This window comes from Shewanella sp. (genome assembly GCF_048265805.1).
Classification (GTDB): domain Bacteria; phylum Pseudomonadota; class Gammaproteobacteria; order Enterobacterales; family Shewanellaceae; genus Shewanella.
Map to the genome: position 1 here is coordinate 1 of NZ_JBLXAT010000010.1, position 19,686 is coordinate 19,686.

13 protein-coding genes and 1 pseudogene are annotated in these 19,686 nt (G+C 48.9%); 10 read left to right on the top strand and 4 right to left on the bottom strand.

Annotation, left to right across the window (positions count from 1 at the left end; all coding sequences use genetic code 11):
* From ftsY to ACN0TT_RS08835, 7 genes are all read left to right on the top strand, one after another.
* The coding region (gene ftsY, locus ACN0TT_RS08805) for a signal recognition particle-docking protein FtsY (protein WP_417761777.1) at nt 1–1,045 on the top strand (1,045 nt) is incomplete at its 5' end.
* A 3-nt stretch (nt 1,046–1,048) separates the two neighbouring features.
* Nucleotides 1,049–1,744 carry a cell division ATP-binding protein FtsE gene (gene ftsE, locus ACN0TT_RS08810; RefSeq protein ID WP_417761778.1) on the top strand — a complete coding sequence of 232 codons (696 nt, stop codon included), beginning with the start codon at nt 1,049–1,051 and terminating at the stop codon, nt 1,742–1,744.
* Nucleotides 1,744–2,709: a permease-like cell division protein FtsX gene (ftsX, locus tag ACN0TT_RS08815; RefSeq protein ID WP_417761779.1), complete on the top strand. Its 966-nt coding sequence runs from the start codon at nt 1,744–1,746 to the stop codon at nt 2,707–2,709. The genes ftsE and ftsX overlap by 1 nt, the downstream gene beginning before the upstream one ends.
* Before the next feature lie 158 nt (nt 2,710–2,867).
* On the top strand, nt 2,868–3,728 hold the full coding sequence (rpoH, locus tag ACN0TT_RS08820) for an RNA polymerase sigma factor RpoH (protein ID WP_417761780.1): 861 nt from the start codon (nt 2,868–2,870) through the stop codon (nt 3,726–3,728).
* A 96-nt stretch (nt 3,729–3,824) separates the two neighbouring features.
* Nucleotides 3,825–5,969, top strand: coding sequence for a hypothetical protein (locus tag ACN0TT_RS08825; RefSeq protein WP_417761781.1), 2,145 nt, complete (start codon nt 3,825–3,827; stop codon nt 5,967–5,969).
* 109 nt (nt 5,970–6,078) lie between these two features.
* On the top strand, nt 6,079–8,241 hold the full coding sequence (locus ACN0TT_RS08830; RefSeq protein WP_417761782.1) for a hypothetical protein: 2,163 nt from the start codon (nt 6,079–6,081) through the stop codon (nt 8,239–8,241).
* Between the two features lie 392 nt (nt 8,242–8,633).
* Nucleotides 8,634–10,538, top strand: a complete 1,905-nt coding sequence (locus ACN0TT_RS08835) for a hypothetical protein (protein ID WP_417761783.1) — start codon at nt 8,634–8,636, stop codon at nt 10,536–10,538.
* Nucleotides 10,539–10,628: 90 nt separating this feature from the next.
* Here the strand turns inward: ACN0TT_RS08835 and ACN0TT_RS08840 are convergent, their stop codons facing one another.
* A complete protein-coding gene (locus ACN0TT_RS08840; RefSeq protein WP_417761784.1) occupies nt 10,629–11,765 on the bottom strand; it encodes a 5-methyltetrahydropteroyltriglutamate--homocysteine S-methyltransferase in 1,137 nt (378 codons plus the stop codon).
* Nucleotides 11,766–12,395: 630 nt separating this feature from the next.
* Here ACN0TT_RS08840 and ACN0TT_RS08845 point away from each other — a divergent pair.
* The 3 genes from ACN0TT_RS08845 (at nt 12,396) to ACN0TT_RS08855 (ending at nt 15,374) form a co-directional block, all read left to right on the top strand.
* Complete coding sequence (locus ACN0TT_RS08845) at nt 12,396–13,055, top strand: hypothetical protein (RefSeq protein WP_417761785.1); 660 nt, start codon at nt 12,396–12,398, stop codon at nt 13,053–13,055.
* Nucleotides 13,055–14,467, top strand: coding sequence for a hypothetical protein (locus ACN0TT_RS08850; protein ID WP_417761786.1), 1,413 nt, complete (start codon nt 13,055–13,057; stop codon nt 14,465–14,467). The genes ACN0TT_RS08845 and ACN0TT_RS08850 overlap by 1 nt, the downstream gene beginning before the upstream one ends.
* 250 nt (nt 14,468–14,717) lie before the next feature.
* Entirely contained in the window at nt 14,718–15,374 is a 657-nt protein-coding gene (locus ACN0TT_RS08855; RefSeq protein ID WP_417761787.1) for a CatA-like O-acetyltransferase, read from the top strand.
* A gap of 509 nt (nt 15,375–15,883) precedes the next feature.
* Here ACN0TT_RS08855 and ACN0TT_RS08860 read toward each other — a convergent pair.
* From ACN0TT_RS08860 to ACN0TT_RS08870, 3 genes and pseudogenes are all read right to left on the bottom strand, one after another.
* Nucleotides 15,884–16,198, bottom strand: a pseudogene (locus ACN0TT_RS08860) (transposase domain-containing protein); the annotation flags it as partial.
* 179 nt (nt 16,199–16,377) lie between these two features.
* A complete protein-coding gene (locus tag ACN0TT_RS08865; protein WP_417761788.1) occupies nt 16,378–17,721 on the bottom strand; it encodes a sigma-54-dependent transcriptional regulator in 1,344 nt (447 codons plus the stop codon).
* Entirely contained in the window at nt 17,718–19,661 is a 1,944-nt protein-coding gene (locus tag ACN0TT_RS08870; RefSeq protein WP_417761789.1) for an ATP-binding protein, read from the bottom strand. The genes ACN0TT_RS08865 and ACN0TT_RS08870 overlap by 4 nt, the downstream gene beginning before the upstream one ends.
* Nucleotides 19,662–19,686: the final 25 nt, after the last annotated feature.

Here is a 19,686-nt window from a genome sequence, read left to right on the forward strand (position 1 = left end):
CGAAGCCGAAGCCGAAGCCGAAGCCGAAGCCGAAGCCGAAGCCGAAGCCGAAGCCGAAGCCGAAGCCGAAGCCGAAGCCGAAGTGCAGCCAGAACCGCAAGAAAAGCCGAAACGTGAGGGCTTATTCGCTCGCTTGAAACGTGGCTTGATGCGCACCAGTGAAAACATCGGCAGCGGTTTTATCGGCCTGTTCCGCGGTAAAAAGATTGATGATGACCTGTTCGACGAGTTGGAAGAACAGCTGTTGATCGCCGACGTTGGCGTCGACACTACGCGTAAATTGATCGACAGCCTGACCGAGCATGCCAATCGTAAACAGTTGAAAGACGCCGAAGCGCTCTATGATCTGATGCGTGATGAAATGCTGGCAATGATTGAGCCTGTCAGCGTGCCGCTCATTCCAGAAAACAGCAATGGCCCCTTTGTGCTGCTGATGGTGGGTGTTAACGGTGTGGGTAAAACCACCACCATTGGTAAACTGGCCAAGCAGTACCAACGTCAAGGCAAAAAAGTGATGTTGGCGGCGGGCGATACCTTCCGTGCCGCAGCGGTGGAACAGCTGCAAGTGTGGGGGCAACGTAATGAGATCCCTGTGATTGCGCAGCACACTGGTGCTGATAGTGCCTCAGTATTGTTTGACGCCTTGCAGGCCGCTAAAGCGCGTGGCGCCGACGTGTTGATTGCCGATACCGCCGGCCGGTTACAGAACAAAGCACACCTAATGGAAGAGCTGAAAAAAGTGGTGCGAGTGATGAAAAAACTCGACCCAAATGCGCCGCATGAAGTGATGCTGACCTTGGATGCTAGCACCGGCCAGAATGCCATCAGCCAAGCGCAACTGTTCCATGAAGCAGTAGGTATTACTGGTATAACGATCAGTAAGTTAGATGGCACCGCCAAAGGTGGGGTGATCTTTGCTATTGCGGATAAATTTGGTATCCCTATCCGTCATATCGGCGTGGGTGAGCAGATTGATGACCTGCGTACCTTTAATGCCAAGGACTTTATCGACGCCCTGTTCAGTCAGGAAAAAACGGACAGCTAAAACATGATTCGATTTGAGCAGGTTAGCAAAATCTATGCTGGTGGCCAGAAGGCGCTAACAGAGGTTAATTTTCATCTGCAAAAAGGGGAAATGGCATTTTTGACCGGTCACTCCGGCGCGGGCAAAAGTACCCTGCTCAAGTTGATCACTGTGATTGAGCGAGCTAGTGCTGGCAAAGTGTATATTGGCGGTCATGACATCGCCAATATCAAACGTCAGCATGTGCCTTATCTGCGCCGTGATATCGGCGTGATCTTTCAAAACCATCATCTGCTGATGGACCGCAGTGTGTTTGACAACGTGGCTCTGCCGCTGGTGATTGAAGGTTTTACACTCGGCGAAATCCGCAAGCGGGTGGCTGGCGCCCTAGATATGGTCGGTCTATACGGCAAAGAGCGCCATAATCCGGTGATGTTGTCGGGCGGTGAACAGCAACGGGTGGGCATTGCTCGCGCCATTGTGAATAAACCTTCCTTATTATTGGCCGATGAGCCCACAGGGAACTTAGATCCCAAATTATCGATGGATATTTTGCGACTATTTGAAACCTTCCATGACGCCGGCACCAGTGTGCTGATAGCGACGCACGATTTAGGGCTGATCGCTCGCATGAAATACCGCACCTTTACCTTACGCCAAGGTCGCATGTTGGGCGGCGAGTTAGACAGCACCACATCCATGACTGAGGGGGACAGATAATGGCCAGTTCAGCCTCATTAACCCGCAGCAAGTTGCCGATCACTGGCAGAATCGTGATGTTCTTTATTCGCCATGTACAGCATGCCATGGCCAGCTTGGGTGAGTTATGGCGCAGCCCAATGTCATCGGTGATGACCATGGCGGTGCTGGGCGTGAGTTTAAGCTTGCCTGCGGCGCTGCAAGTGATGGTGAAAAACGCCGAAACCATCACCCAATCATGGGACAGCGCGGCACAAATCTCCTTGTTTATTGATGGTGACCGCAGCGAGCAAAGTATTCAAAGCCTAATTGCCCGTGTGAAGGTTTATCCTGAAATCGATGATGTGCGTTACATCAGCAAAGAGCAGGCATTGGCCGAGTTTCGTAAATTATCCGGCTTTGGCGATGCGCTCGATTACCTGAATGAGAATCCATTGCCCGCCGTGGTCATGGTATTTCCTACCGAGCGTTACTCTACGCCGCAAGGTGCTCGAGAGTTACTGGCAAAGCTGGAGCGTGAGCCTGAAGTCAGTTTCGGTCGTCTCGACATTGAATGGCTCGAACGCTTGCAAGCACTGGTACATGTGTTAGAGCGCACGGTGATTGCTATTGGCGCGCTATTGGTATTAGCGGTAGTGTTGATTATCGGTAACACCATACGGTTAGCGATTATGAATCGCCGCAGCGAAATTGAAGTGATGAAGTTAGTTGGTGCTACTGAGGCATTCATTCAGCGGCCATTCTTGTATACTGGTATATGGTATGGTGTCGTTGGTGGCATATTAGCGTGGCTAATTATTAATATTTTGGTGTGGTATCTCGATGGGGCCCTCACCCACTTATTGGGCCTTTATGGCAGCGACATTCATATGAAAGGGTTGTCGTTCAGTGAACTACTCAAGATGATGATTGCCGCGTCATTCCTCGGTTGGCTCGGCTCTTATGTCTCAGTGCGTCATCATCTACGAGCGATTGAACCGAGTTGATGATTTTGTGAACTAATGTTCACTTGCAATGTCTTAGTGACGGGGCAAAAATATTGTTCTGGCCGGATCGGCGGTTGACATATCATGTCAGTTAGTCGATAGTGCCCTATCTCAGTGAATTATCATTGGGTCTGCGGTAAAACGAAATGGGAGCGTGTATGACTGGACAAACGCAATCAATGGCATTGATGGTTCCACAAGGAAGCCATAGCCTCGAAGCCTATATTCATTCAGTTAACAACATCAAAATGTTGGAAGCTGAAGAAGAGTATGCGCTGGCCAAGCGTTTGCAGGAAACCGGTGATCTGCAAGCAGCTAAGCAGCTCATTATGTCGCACTTACGTTTTGTAGTGCACATCGCCCGTGGTTATTCCGGTTACGGATTACCACAAGCCGACTTAATTCAAGAAGGTAACATTGGCCTGATGAAAGCGGTAAAACGCTTTGACCCAGAGGTCGGTGTTCGTTTGGTCTCTTTTGCAGTGCATTGGATCAAAGCTGAAATTCACGAATATGTCCTGAAAAACTGGCGTATCGTGAAAGTGGCAACCACCAAAGCGCAACGCAAACTATTCTTCAACCTGCGTAAAGCTAAACAACGTTTAGGCTGGTTCAGCGATGAAGAAGTCTCCATGGTGGCGGAAAATCTTGGGGTATCTAAAGAAGATGTCACCGAGATGGAATCCCGCATGGCAGCGCAAGATGCCGCGTTCGACATGAGCAACGACAGTGATGATGACAATGATTTTGCGCCAGCACTGTACTTGGAAGATCATTCTTCTGATGTCGCCGCTCAAGTGGAGCATGACAACTGGGAATCTAACGCACAAACTCGTTTGTTATCCGCTATCAAAACCTTGGATGAACGCAGCCAACATATTCTGCGTGCCCGTTGGTTGGATGACGATAACAAGACCACGCTGCAAGAGTTGGCCGATACTTACCAAGTATCCGCTGAGCGTATTCGCCAGTTGGAAAAGAACGCCATGAACAAGCTGAAAGCTTGTATGGAGCTCTAACTCAGTATTTCTTTGCCGAGGCAATGCCTCGGTAATCAATAAAAGCCCGCCCAATCGCGGGCTTTTTATTAGTGTTACAGCGGTAGGGAATAAGGGATGTTCAAGGAAGGTTGGCTAGTTGTGCTGGTGTTGCTGCTCAGCGGTTGTGGGCAGAGCTTAGGCGACTTTAAAGCCAAAGTGGATGACCAGCGTAGTTATTGGGTTTACAGTCAGATTGATGCAGAGGGCGGTTTCCGCAGTGTGTATCAAAGTGCAGCGCTGCAACAGTACCGCATTAGCGAAACCTCACCACTCAGCATGGACGTTGAGCTACAGCAGCTTGATGTTAACTACCGCAATCGCATCACCCTTAATAGTTTTAATGGTGAGGCGAGTGATGATTATCTATTACCGTTATTCTCACAAGGGTTCTCGCTAACCCGTGAAGATACCGCTAAAGCGGCCGAGGTCAGCGCCCACAACCGCGCCGCATGGCAACAACTGCAGCAGCAAGCCCCGCCGCTATTTTTGCAAACACTGCAAAAGACCCTATTAATGCCCGCGCTGTTACAACATATTCCCACGCAACAAGGTGCTCAAGTGGCACTGCAATCATTGGCTGGTGTGCCGATGACCTTAACGGTTACCCATAGCAACGAGCAGCAACTCACAGCGCAACTCTCTAGTACCGAGTCAGGCCCTAAAGTGAACGGTGAACTGGTACTCGACCGCACTAGCGGTTGGTTAAAAAGTATGGTGTTGGTGATGGATGTTCCCGTGGCGAAAGAGGATAAATTGGCGGGGCGCGACCATGCACATTTGCGTTTGGCGCTGTTACCACCTGAGCAAGCGTTCGACTGGCAGCAGCTAACCGCAGACTATATTGATGTACCAATACCGATTTTGTCGCGGCCCGACATTGACCAGCTATTTGCCGAGCTACCCGCCGATACCGCTTTGAGCTACGACACAGGTTATTTTGACGATCGTAAAAACCAATTGTTACTGGCTATTCCCCAGCAACCGCAATTACAGCATCTACCTCTGCACTTTAATCTGCGTAATATCACCGCTTATAACAGTGCAGGAGACGTGATCGATATCGGCTGGGCGCCGCAGTATCAAGCGCCGACAATGTTAGATCGTAAGAGTGCCGTGCAGGTTGTGTTGCCTTATGGCTGGCAGAAAATACCATCGATGCAGGCCCCGAGTTACATTGAAGCTGATGTCGATTATCTCCCCGCCAAAGTGCAGCAGCAAACCGTTACTTGGCAGGCCGGCGAGCAGCAGTTTACCGTTGATGGTGTCACAATCCACATTACGCCCGATGCAAACCAGAATGGCGATTATCAGGTGAGTATTACCACCCCGAGCAACAAAAGATTGCTGCCTTACTATGACGGTATGCGCGGTGAAGTGGTGCGGTTTGCCGAACCTGATGAGGACACTTGGTGGCACCCCAAAGATCAGCTGTTGCTAAACAAAATTACTGATCCTCAGCTCCATCGTGAGCGTTGGTCGCTGCGACATACACCACAACAAGTCACTTTTTATGTGGAAACAGTGGCTGACAGCGCCGCAGGTTCTCGCCATATACGGTTTGTTCCCCGTGAGGAGTTCCTTAAAGACCCGCACAATCCGCCGTATATGGATGACTCGCGTTACCGTCATGACGGTGCTGACAGTTGGCAACAAGTATCTAAGTTGCAGAGCATCAGGGCCAAGATTAATCTGCTGGATGTCCCTTACGAATGGGCGCGTGTATGTGAACCATTAGTGGTGAAGACGGATAAACAATTCGCGGTGCATTGGCAGCCCGTGTCGGAACCGACGGATAAAGCCCATTTTGGGCGACAGCGTTATCAGTTATTGTCATCTAACAGTGCTGATGCTTGGCGTGGTCAGCTGGAAGTCACTACCCGCTTAAAGTGCAATGCAACTGCTCATTGGCAAGCTTTACCTTATCAGCCATCCGACACTAGCTGGTTAGTGCCAGTGTCGCTGTTTGGCAAGCTCGATCTGCAACAGCCTGTGCATGAGTTTTTGCAAGATTATCGCTTTGTGAATCAGCAGCAGGCGCTGTTATCGCTAGTCGGCACTAATGGTTACGCGTTAGATTTTGCCAGCGATGTGCCGTTAGCGTCAGTGCTCACCGCGGATAAACAGCTGCGCTTAAGCGGTTATGTGGCACAGATTTTCCGCTTTAAACCCTTGGATAAGTCCACCGAATTCGAATGGCAGCAACCGTTGCAGTTACAGTAGACTTACCGAATTTTGACCGCGATTTGTCATGTATAAAAGTGCCGCATAAAGCAGGTTATGAGTTAACCTCGTGGCACAGGATTCTTCAGTTCATGGAATGATATCTGCTATGTATAGATACCTGCTACTTCTCTCCTCAATGCTTGCCATCACCGCATGTTCTCCCGCTAAAGAGGTTACTTTTGATCCGAGTGTTGGCGACGAACACACTTATTGGACTTACGCTGATATTGAGGTGTCAGGCTATGGCCGCCAGCAACAAAAATCGACGCAGCGACAACACTTCGAAGTGACTGACACCTCACCGCTAAAGATTATTGCTACCAGTGATTATGTCGATATTCGTGCCGGTGGCAGCCATCGGCTGAACAGTCTGGCAGCGGACAGTCAAGACGAAAAAGCCATGCGATTATTCTCCAAGGGCCTCGAGCTCACTATTGATACTGACAGCGGCAAACTGCAGAATTTGCGGGCGCTGGATGATGACGTCTGGCAAGAGATTCTGAAAAAAGGCGGCAAAGAAGCGATCGCCGAATTCACCAAAGGCACATTAACGCCAGGTGTGCTGAAAACGATTCCAGCGACAGTCGGGGCAAGTGTCGATTTGCCTGAGTTTGCTGGGCAATCGGTCAGCGTTACCGTGAACAAGGTCACCGATGATGAGGTGACGACCGTTATCGACGGCCGAGATGCGCAAGATCAACGCAACCTATACGGTGTTATGGTGTTGGCGCGTGATGACGGTTGGTTAAAACAGCTAATATTGGTTAGCAAGCAACAGATGGAGCGCTACGGCAAAAAGCTTGAAGTGCGCACTCGTGTTGCCATGCTACCAGGTGATCAGCCTGCACAGTTTGACTTTGATGGCTATGGTCCGTTTGACGATTGGCAGCCGATTTATGGAGACGATATCAGCGAAGATATGCTTGTCCCCCCCACTGGCGAAGCAATGCTACCGTACGATCACGGTATCTTTCACGCCAGTAACGATGGACCGGAACTCGTGTTACCTCATGACGGCAAGCCGCAACAAGCCATCGGTAGAGTGAAACTGGAAGAGATCAAAGCATTTGATGCTAGTCAGCAACCGCTTGATGTGGATTTTCAGTGGGTGATTAACTCAAGCTACCCTGATGATATGGCATTACGTGCCCAAGTGGTGCCGCTGGGTTGGAATAAAGAATCTGAGTTGAAACGCATAGATTCATTCACCGCCACCGTCGATTATTATCCGGTTAGCTACCTGACGAAAAAGGTACAGTGGCAAGCGGGTGAACAACACATCAACATCAATGACGCCACTATCACTATTAAACCTTTGGCCGATCAAGCTGATACCTATGAATTAACAATGGATTCCAGCGCCAATACCCAATTGATGCTCTTCATGAAAGGGTTGAAAGGGGAATATAAAGAGTGGCCAGAAGACAACAACGATTTTCTCAATTACAGCGAAAAGCTGATATTCAAATGGTACAGCAAGGTACCAACACCAGAGCGTTATCTGCTGAAACTGAGCGAAACGCCGACCGAAATGACCTTCTATGCGTCCCAAGAGGCTAGCGAGTCGACCTACAGCCGCAAGCTCACCTTTATAACGTCTGAGAAATATCAGCAGCATCCAGAATATCCGCCGCTGTTTGAAGACCTGTTATATGGTTATGGGCACGATGCTAGCGAGCAACAGCGGCAGCGCTTTGATGAGTTAACGCCCAATACCAAGAACAAGCAAGGCAGTAGCATTTCTCTGCCGACCGATTGGGATAACAGTTGTCAACTGCGCGTACTGTCGGGCAATGAGGAAAACGGGCATAAGCTGACATGGCTGGCTGACAATGAGCAAAATAGCGAACCATTCTCCACGTTATATCAGTTGAGTACCGATGATGGTATTCGTCGCTATTTTTATGGCATCAGCGTAACCAGCGAACTAAGTTGCGATGGTCAGCCACAGTGGCAAGCATTAGATTTCCAACCGAGTGACAAGCCTTGGTTAGTGTCCGTAGCCCAGTTGGATGGTGTTGATCTGCAGCAAACGGTTGCGGAGTTTATGGCGCATTATCATCTGCTCAACGCCTCGGGACAGCCGCTGAAAATCATGAGTGCAGACGGGAAACATTCCAGCCAAGTGGCCGACAGCAAACTGGCCGATATTTTGACTGCGCAGCAGCAACTGCGAGTTGTGGGTAAAGTCGCCAGTGTGCAACATCTCAATGTTCTTGGTGAGCCAGTCAAACGACAATGGACTACCACGTTCCCGGCGTTGCCATAAGGCGTTGGGTTAGTGCGTTTTGGTTTACTTGGTCTCTGGCTGCTGACCTTTGCAGCCAATGCACAAACTTTATGGCTCGATAGGGATTGGCATATCACTTATAAAACAGCAATGCCGATGGGGTGTGGCCTGTTACCGCCTACTATAAAGATATCAACGTTATGATGTTAAACGGATTTATTAACAATAAAGCGGTATGGGAGCACGGTAAACTAATTAGTGAGGAGACCTATGATGAGGCCGATTGATCAGCTGATTGTGCTCAATAAGCTGCCTTACCACAGCAACAATGCTGTGAACAACCACAGACCCAATGTGAGCGGTGTACTGACCGCTCATATATTATTAGGCTGCAATAATTTTTCCCCGTTTTGCCATAAGGAGTCGGCATAATGCGTTTTGGTTTACTGTGTTTATGGTTAGTGTCGAGTGTCGCCTCGGCGGCCACAATGTGGCTGGATGATAGTTGGCAGCCGACCACCAAAGCTAAGGCCATCTACTATAGCGAGTATGATGCAACCGCGGCAGCAGACGCTAACGGATTACATCCCATCAAAATCTACTACGCCGACAACAAACAACTGCGTTTTGAAGGCAAAATGAAAGACCCGACCCAACCAGCAGATACCGTGCAAGTTGGCCCTTACAAGTTCTACTATGCCAATGGGCAACTCGCGTCAGATGGTCAGTTTGATGCTGCCGGCGAGTTCTCTGGGTTTACGCGGATCTTTAACGAAGACGGTTCACTTGATCGCACCATGGAAATGCAAGCAGGCAAAGTGACCGGCGAGGTACGTTACTTCCACGCTAATGGCAAACTGCGCAGCAGCTATCAACTGGTGAATGATATCAAGCAGGGGCCGTACCAACGTTTTGCTGAAGATGGCACTACCGTGCTGGAAAGCGGCAACTATAAGGACGGTAAAGAAGAGGGCGAATTTCGTAACTATTACGACAATGGTCAACTGCTCGTTGTGCGTAATTTTGTTGATGGCAAGCTTGACGGCGAGTACCGCAAATATCGCCAAGATGGCACACCGGAAGACAGCAGCCATTACCGTAATAACGAGTTAGACGGCGTCAACATCAGCTACTACAAAAATGGCAACAAACAGTGGGAAAGCACCTATAAAAATGGTGAGCTGAATGGCCCAAGCCGTTATTGGGCAGAAGATGGCAAGTTAGTGCGCGAGCGCCAATACGTCGATGGTAAACAAAATGGATTGGATCAAAGCTGGGATAGTAACGGCTTGCTGACTAACGTAAGCCACTTTAAAGACGGCAAACATGTGGGTGACTACATTCGTTATCATCGCGATTCAGAGCAGATTGCTAGCCTTGAGCACTATAACGATCAGCACCAGCTACTCAGTGAAATTGATTACGACAAAGACGGTAACAAGCAGCGCGAAACGACGTATGACGTCTCGCAAAAACAGCCCATCAGCGACTACAAAGCATACAAAAACGGCCAGCTGGTGTTTCAACGCCAAAAAGATCCCAACCGTAAGTGGTCATTTGAGCAAGAGTTTGATGCCCAAGGGCAAGTCACAGGCTTTGTGACCTATAAAGACGGCCTAAGAGACGGTAAATATCTATCCACCTCTGACAGTTGGAGTGACGACTCTCAAATCCGTACTGAAGCGAACTTTAAAGACGGCGGTTATCACGGCGACTACGTCGAGACCTTATTGCCAGAAAATATCGTCACCGTACAAGGCCGTTATGAGCATGATAAAAAAGTTGGTGAGTGGCATTATCAAGACCAAGATACTAAACGTATCGAGCGTTATGACAACCGCGGTTTATACCACGGTGAATGGCTCACGACGACGCTAGATGACAAGCTGTTGCTGCGTCAACATTATCAACATGGCAAGCAAACTGGCGATTTTGAACAGTACAATCGCGACGGTAAGCCCATCACTAAAGGGCGTTATGTTAACGACCAACGTGACGGCGCATGGTTTTATAGCGAGACCTACTATGACAAGATTTGGCATGGCACCTACAAGCAGGGTAAGCAAATTGGTGATTGGCGCGCGACCGACCTCGCAGGCTATACACTAGCGATAGCGCATTACGATAACCAAGGCCGACGCCAAGGTAAGTTCTATGAGTTTAATGAAGATGGACAACTTACTGATTTTTCTACCTATCTAGATAATGAGTTACATGGCAAGCAAGTGAGCTATATGCTGGGTGAACCTTACTATGAACGGATCTATGAACATGGCCGTATCGTTTCCGAGAAAGAAACCACTCAAACCTGTTGGGGCGACTGTACTGATGAGTAGCTCATACAATGGAGCTTAGCGCGTTCCTTTCGAAGCCAGTTACACAAAAGGCGACCACTGGTCGCCTTTTTGCTACCTGCGTTTTACCGCTTAAGCGTCTTGCCACACGGCTTGAGCAACTTGGTTGATCAGCTTGATCTTGTTCCATTGCTCGTCAATGGTCAGCTTGTTGCCTTCCTCAGTTGAGGCAAAGCCGCATTGTGGGCTCAGGCACAGGTTGTCCAGCGGCACATATTCAGTGGCTTCTTGAATGCGGGCTTTGATCAGCGCGGTATCTTCCAACTCTGGGAATTTCGATGTCACCAAACCGAGCACGATGCGGCTACCGTTGTTGGCCCAATGGCGCAGTGGCGCAAAATCACCGGCACGGTCGTTATCATATTCCAAGAAGAAACCATCATAATTGCTGGCAAACAGCTGCTTCGCAATCGGCTCATAACCGCCCGAGAACAACCAAGATGACGCGTGGTTACCACGGCAGATGTGGGTGGTGATGGTCATATCCGCAGGCTTTTCTGCCAGCGCACCGTTGATGATATCAGCGCAGATAGCAGCAATCTGATCGGCATCAATGCCTTTAGCTTGCAGCGATTCACGTTTGCTGGCATCCGCCAAAAAGGCCCAGTTAGTGTCATCAAACTGCAGGTAACGACAACCGACATCGTAAAAGGCTTTCACTGCCACACGATAAGTTTCGGCCAAGTCTTGATAGAAATCCTCCAAGTTCGGATAGATGGTTTGCAAATGGCTAATATCTTCATTTGCCAGCACTTCTTGGCGCAAAATCATGGTTGGGCTAGGAATCGTCGCTTTGGCAACCAACTCGCCATCGGCGTCAGCCCATTTTTTCAAAAAGGCAAAGTGCGCCAAAAATGGGTGTGCAGTGTTAAAGCTGATTTTGTCGTGCACGCGGATGTTGTACGACGGCGCCGCTTTACCGTGAAACTTCTGGTTGTAACCTTGCTCTGGCACATAACCTTCAACGCCGTTGAGGTTTTCTAAGAAGTCGATATGCCAAAAGCCACGGCGAAACTCACCGTCAGTGATCACTTTGAGACCAGCGGCTTTTTGTTGCTCAACCAACTCGGTAATTGCGCGGTCTTCAATGGCCGTTAACTCCGCCTTGTCGATCTTGTTGGCCGTAAAGTCACGACGGGCTTGATGCAGGTAAGCAGGGCGTAAGTAACTACCTACTACGTCGCTGCGAAATGGAAGTTGATGTGCCATGAAGGATTCCTTTTACAACGTAAACAACAGTGGATATGCCGCTATGATAATGGATGTCTAGACGTCTGTTAAACGGTTTTGCCCACATCTTTATGAGTAAAATTCATGGCAACATGAAATATCCTCAAGTTGAAGGGGGCGCAGCATGATTTGCACGTGCTAACACGGCGGCGGTTGTTGCCGTTTAAGTTTTTTACAACTCTTTTTGTGGTTTTTTGCCGAAATGTCGTCTGTCGAACTGAGTCGGCGCGGTTTGCTAAAGTGCGCTGGGTATTTATGTGGCGAGGCATTGCCAAATCGTGGACGAAACGCCCCTAGGGGCTGTTGATCTTTAGTGTTTAATTTTGGTTCAAATTAAACGCCTTATGAACGAGGCGAGACCTGCGACGCTTAGTCAACTGAGCAAGCTGGGCGCAACAAAGTTCAGGAGGCGTTTAAATGAACCCTTCGGGCCGCGACAGCGCGCAATTTATTCAGCGTTAGGCGCTGTTGGTGGAGAATAACTACACGGCACATCACCTGCCTTGCCTAAATCACGCGCTGCCTGCTGCAAAAACAACCGGCAAAGATAAACAGCCTCCAGCAATATCTCATCATATAGGAAATAACCAACCTGTCAGGATGTCATCAATGAACACCAGAATTATCTACTATCCAAATGGTGCCACCATTAATGGTGTAAGCGATGCGGTAATGCAGGTCTATCTGCTCAACTATGCAGGCATTGCTGCCATCTGTTTTGGACTCAACTGGTTGGTGCAGTTTGCTGCACTGCGTTGGGTCAATATCGGCATGTTAGCTTGGGTGATTGTGCCAGTGGCTGTGCTACTGAGCGCCGCGCTACTGCTGATCAGTGTGGTTGGTTTTAGTCACATTCAAGCCACTTCAGTCAAAGTGCTGTATAGCTTCGGTTTACCTCTTGCTACTGTGTATGTGGATCTCGATTATCTGCGTCTACCACTGATATCTCAGCTGATTTCGTCACTGCCTGTAAGCTACCTCAAAGCGCACCCAACGCTCGCTGATATGGCCGTTGACGGCGTAGCACTGCCGCTGTTTCAGCTTAATTATTTGGCGCAATCGGTCACTGGTGGCACCAGCATCGGTGTAGCGATTTATACCCTAGCGGCAGCAGCCATGTTGTTTGGCATTTTCAAGCTACTGTGCCTTAACGCCAACGTTTTAAAGGTTGTTAAGTGGCTTTTTATTATCGGGTTTGTTCTAAGTTTCACTGAGCTGTGGTGGGGATTTGTGCGGCACCTACTATTTACCGCAGGGTGGGGGAGTTAATGGCAATACTGGTAGCTGATGATAGCAACGCAACCCCTAAGCAACGCTTACCAATTCCTGAAAAAGAGAGAACAAATATGCACTTAAGACGACTGGTTCTATTGGCTAGTATCATGGCGTTATCTGCCTGTTCTAAATACCCAGAATCGATTCAGATCAGCGACCTTAGCTCATTGCGCGGTAATGCAGGGGCTGAATATACCTTGTATGCGGTGGATGACGCAGGCTTAAAACAGATTGGGGCACTAGAGCAACAACTAAAAAGTGAGGCCGAAACCGCGTTCCAATCATTTGATGCCATGATGGCTCTTGCTGACAAATTGGATGGTGGCCTGCAAAACACACCGCCATATGCGGACTACCAAGCGGAGTTTGTTCGAAATTCTCAGGCTGAAGTGCAGCAAATGAAAGCGACCGTCGCCGCTGCACAAACCGAGGTCGAGCCATTGCTGCGTGTAAAAGCTAAGGTAGACGAAGCCAATGCCAAACTGGATGAACTTACTGGCAAATACACGGCACAAATTGAACAATATCAGACGCAATTTCCCGCCGCCAAAACCGCTTACGAGCAAGTGTTAAAACAGGTTGATGCACTGAGCTACAATGTGCGCAGCATTCGTGGCAGTAGCGCGTTTTACACCTTGGATGAGCCAGTAAAAGATTGCGCTGACTATTTGCAAACCCATGCAAGCAAGCGAGATGTGGCTAAGTTTCCTCGCTACGTTTGGAGTGACCCTATTAGTGTGGGTAACCATAGCTATTGTGCTTATTTCACTCCTGGCAACCTGAGCAGTGAGCAAGCGCAGCAATTTGTCACACATCTCACTGCAGAGCAAAAAGCGGTAATTAGCCAGTACCTCCGTGCCAAACAGTTAAACAACAAAGGGGTACGCCATTTAGAACAGCAAGTCCGCCAAGTTCGCCGTGATAATCCTGAGCTGGTTAAACAAAGCGAATTACTGCGCCGTCGCGAAGCGCGCGCTATTGAGCGTTATCAGCAACTCGCCGATGAGTTGCCGCAAAAGCTGGCGGCTGTTGCCGAGAAAGCCACTGACGAACGCATCAAACAGGCTTATGTTGAGCGCTATGCATCCAGCATCGTCAACCGCTATGTCAATCAAGCCACACAAAACTTACTGGCGGATTTTGATAGCTATAAAGCACAGGCCAATGGCACTGTCGAAACCCATGGGGAGCAAACATTCCTCCTGCTAAAAAGTGTTCGCGGCCGCCAGAGCTACAACTTATTCACTATTCCTGAGCAGCAAAAAGAGGTAGAAAAACTGACGTACGCATTAACAAGACGCAGTGACTCAGTATTTCAGGCTTATCACTACTTTGAGAAAAACGGCAATGGTAAAAACGTATTAGCAGAAGCCAATGCCGCCCTACAGGAGATGATTTCGGGCTAAGCTGTTGCCGTGGCGGTGCACTACAGCGGTGTGAAAGCTACCCATTGCCAATGCTGTAGTGTGCCACAGCAAGTTATCGCCAACGTTGGTGCATGTACTTATGCCATGAAGCACAAGGATGTGCCAGCACGGCGCCTACTGCCGTGCATTGTTGACGCGTTAGCGCGACTTTTATTTCACTTAGTCATTTTGATTTTTACTGAAATATCAGTGATATTTAGCCGCTCAGCACACATGCGGTGGTGGCAATATGGCACAAGGAACAAAGATGGAAGTTGTTGATATCGACACATGGCAACGGAAAGAGCATTTCATGTTTTTTAAAGATATGGACTCGCCATTTTTTAATCTGTGTTTTGACCTCGATATCACGCCGCTTTACCAACATATCAAACAGCATAATTTGCCATTCTACCACGGGTTAATCTATTACGTGATGGCATGCGTCAATAGCGTCGAAGCGTTTAAATATCGCTACGACCATCAAAGGGTGGTCAAACATCATGCCCTCCATCCTTCTTTCACTGTGATGAATAGCGACGATGAGCTATTTAAAATTATTACTGTGGTTAACAGCCATAACTTCCAGCAATTTGTCAGCGACAGTCGTGACCAAGCCAGCACGCAAACCCACATGATTGATGCGCAACTGCAACAACGCAGCGACCTTGTCTATATCACCTCAATTCCGTGGATCAGTTTTACCAGCATTGCGCATCCGATAAGCTTGGCAAAGTTTGACGCCGTACCGCGTATCGCTTGGGGCAAGTATAAAAAGGAGCAGGGCAAGGTGCTGCTGCCGTTTTCGGTGCAAGCGCACCATGCGTTTATTGATGGCATTCACATCGGCAAATTAACTGAGGCTATCGAGCACAATATGGTGCGGTTGGCAGAGATTTTTGGCTAACGTTTTGTGAAAGTGGTGAGCTTTCGTGCTCACACGACGAACTAAGCTCTGGCTGCGCCAATGCCAGTTGGTGCTTGCGAAAGATGGATCGCTGCGCGATGGCAACCTGCGTTTGCGAAAGATTTATGGCTGCGCCATACCAAGCTGCGCTTGGCAACGTCGTGAGCTTTCGTGCTCACACTACGAGATAAGGGGACTGGACGGCCTCGAACAACATCCATGTTTAACGGCCAGCTCGCCATCCATGGCTCGTGCTCATAAGCACACTCATCATCGATGAGTATTCGCCCTTACAACCCCAATGCCGCCCCGCGGCGCTAAACGCTACGGCGCTTCTGGTTTGTCATTTTCGCAAATCGCTCTGATTCGCGGTCCCTCGCTCACCATCGCTTCTCGGAATCCATTCCTCGATTGCTCAATGCCTGCCCAACGCACCTACGCAGCGCCAAGGGGAATTGGTGTTGCCTGAAAATTCGGTGGCTGTCCTCATTTTTCTTCTCTCATTTTTCTTCTTTAAGGGGAGCAGCTGTAAGCCGCTGTCTAGCTTGAGGTATGGCACTAGGGGCAACGGTTTCTCCTAGCTTATCAACGAGTTTTAGGTCGAGTTTAGACACAACCTCAGAGATAGAGCGATTTCGATAAAGACCAATTCCAACGATCAGCCAAACCACCAGTTCAGTTGGAAGTTTTCGCCTTCTTATACTGGCTTTGTTGGTTTGCTCTAATGCCTGCTCGATCCACTCTAACGGCAGCTCTTTTTGGAAGATGGACAACTCCTCATGAGCGGCAAATAATTCCGTATCAATAAGCCAGTTAGACAGCATAAAAAATGACCCCGTTCAAAAGAAGGGGTCATTTTCGTAGGATCATTTGTGCTGTCAACCGATCAGTTTGTTAACTGATCTGTGTTAGGCTTAGGCCCGGCTTTTTCTTGCCTAAAATTTGCCGAGCTAAGAGCTACGAACCGTACCTGAATACTTGCCCCTCGCCGTTCTTCCCTCTGTTATTCGTGCGATTTACTCAGTCGACGGCTTAAGCTGCTTTGGGTGATCCCCAATAGTTTTGCAGCGGCAGTTTGATTGTTATTGGTGCGCACTAGCGCCTCATGGATTAGCTGTTGCGTGGCCGCACTGATGGTTGGTAGTGGTGTTGGAAAAGTGATCTTCTGTGGTATCTCTGCTACACAGGTGTGGGCCAGCATTTGCATAAATGGTGCAGTTGCCAGTTGCTGCTCGTTACTGATGCTGACGGCGTGGTTTACTGTGGCTTTGAGCTCACTAATGTTGCCCGGAAACGTGTATTGCCTCAGATGGTTTGCTAAGTCATCGGGGATGGTTAGATAATTTTTACCAAGCGTATTGCAGGCGCATTCGGTAAAATGCTGTAGCAGCAAGCCAATATCCGCTTGGCGTTCTCGCAAAGGGGGAAGGGTAATACGCTGCGGTCGCAGTACATAGCTCAGCGCTAACGAAAAATTCTGCTCAGTCAGTTGCTCTAATGTCAGCTCACTGGTGAATACGAGCCGACAGTTAAGTGTGTGCTCTCGCAATGATCCTCTAGGGAAATATCTCCCTGTTTGGCAGAGTCTTGCCAACAGCATTTGCACTGCAGTAGTCGCATGGTCTAATTCGCTGAGTAACACAATGCCGTTAGCCGCAGTTTGTAGTATGCCTGGGGTCTCGTTGTCACCAAATAAGGCGACTTCTAGCTCGGCTGACGAACGTTCTGCGAGTGAGAGTTGGAGTAAAGGGGCATCTTCACAGAATAACTGTTGCAAGGCGTCACAAAACAGCCGTTTGCCGGTGCCCGGCTCGCCAACGATCAGGATCGGTTTGTTACTATCAGTAAGGGTTGCTGCGTAATTGAAGCAATCCAGCATTTTGACATCAGTCGTTAGTAATTGGTCAAAAGAACTCAGTTGCCGACGGTGAAAGAAGCCATCTTTAATGCGGTGGTAACTGCGCTCAAGCGTGATGACTTCCATGGCGCGTCTAACACACATTAACAGTTGGTCAGTTGGGCTAGTTTTGGCGATGAAGTCGTAAGCTCCCTGTTTCATACAGGCGACGGCAATGTCGGTTTCATTTAACCCCGTCACAACGATGATCCGCACGTAGGGTAGCTGTTCGCGTATGTCTCGCAGTAACTCTCGACCATCAAGGTAAGGCATGTTGAGGTCGAGTAAAACTAAGGTGATGTCGAGCTCGCGCATGAGCTGAAGCGCTTGTCGGCTGTTTTCGCAAGTATATGTTTGTGCTTCGGGAATATGGCGGTTGAGTACCATAGCAATGGTGCGTAACCAACGCGTTTCATCATCAATTACCAGAATATTTCGGCAGAGCTTCATCCGACACTCCTAAACAGTAATTTCATCTCCGTCCCTGTACCCAGGCGGGAGCGTATCTGCCATTGTGCGTGGTGTTCGGTCAGAATCCTATTGCTGGTTGATAGTCCAAGTCCTGTTCCGCCTTCACTGCGCCGCGTCGTAAAAAAAGGTTCACGGATACGGGTTAATGTTTGCTGGTCCATACCACAGCCGTTATCAGCAACAATGACATAGACACTGTCATTCTCTATGCCGGTACTGATATTTAGGCGCGGTGTGGCTTTGTCCATGGCCAAACAGGCATTTTGAATAAAATTTACTAGCACTAACTGCAGTTGCAGCTCGTCCCCGTTGACGCCCGGTAGTGTCGGATGCAGAGTGAGTTGTAACTCTAACCGCTTGACGTTGTTATGCGTCAGCCGTAATGCCGTTTCTACCACGTGGTTGATGTTGATGGCTTTGGATGCCATGTCGAGCCCAGGTTGCGCAAAATTCTTCAGATCTCGCACTATTCGAGCGATGCGAGCTGAAGCCTCATCGACAGACTCACAGCTATAGTCCAGTTCAGCAAGCAGTGGTCCTAAAGCTTTATCTTTGCTGCTAAAGCGTAGGTCTTCCAAAAGATCGCGTATTAAGCTAACAGATTGGGTGATCAGCCCTACGGGGTTATTGATTTCATGGGCGATACCGGCAGAGAGTTCACCCAACGAGGCTAAACGTGCCGACAGTTCGCTGGTCTGCTTAAGCTCATACTGCTCGGTATAATCTTCAATAAACAATGCCAACATGTCGGCAGAAATTCGATGTAACTCCAGTTTCCAGCGTTTATTGTGCAGCGTAAACTCGCTGCTTTGTGATGTATCTGCAGTGAACGTTGTATGCAGCAACTGCTCAAGCTGTTGGGCTGGTTGTGCTTGGGCCAGTTGTTGTGGTTCTAACACCCAAGGGTATTTACCGTTATGCCACAACAGTTGTTGATCAGGTGCGAGTAAACATACACCATGGGGTAGACCGTACAACACTGAGTGAAACTGCGCCGACACCCGTTTGATTTCGGCTTCTGCTTTGCGGCGATTGACTAATTCCCGCTTTAAGCGTTTGGTCTTTTTTCGTAGCACTAAACTGATGTACAGCGTAATTAGCATCCCCATACTGGAAATTAGTGCCGTAATCAGCGCCCCTTGGAAAAAGTTATTACGGACCTGGCCTAACTCAATTTTCTCTTTACCAAATCCCACCCATTGATTCAGCAAATCGTCAAAATAACCATTGTCGTAACTACGCTTGAGTACACCATTTACCGCAGCGGCAAACTCAGGATCTTTATTAGAGCTAATGAGGTAAAACTGGCTATAAAGTAGTGGATTTCCGGCAGTTTTGGCGAGAGGAAACTTGGTTAACATGCGCCGAGAGCAATAGAATTCGGAGACGACATAGTCCACTTTGCCTTGGCGGAGTAGCTCAAAACCAAGTTCATTAGTTACCACTGGAACGATAGTTATCGGCTGTGGTGTTTGCGCAAGGTACATCGCAACAGATGACCCTTGCTTGATCGCGACGCGTTTACTTGCAAGCGCTTGCCAGTCGTTGGCATTGCCATCACCTCGCTGGTTATAAGCACTAACGTAGGTGGGCAACAGCGGTAATGCGGCACGAATATTCACTGGTTGACTAGCGGGAACAGCAATCACGGCCAATTGCCAGCGCTGTTCGTTTACCGACCGCAGTGCTTGTGTGAGCGTTTGTCGACGGATTTGAATATCATAATGCAACTGCTGCGCGATATAGCGTGCCAGTTCAATATTAAAGCCCACCTCTTCGCCAGCCTCATTCTGCCATTCAAACGGTGGTGTATTGCTATGAACGTTAAAGGTGATTTGCGGTGCCGCAACGGGGCTACTGCTCACGGCTGCACACAGCCAGAGCGCTCTATAGAACCACTGCATACCCTTGTACCACATAACGTCACTCCGCCAACACGTCTGC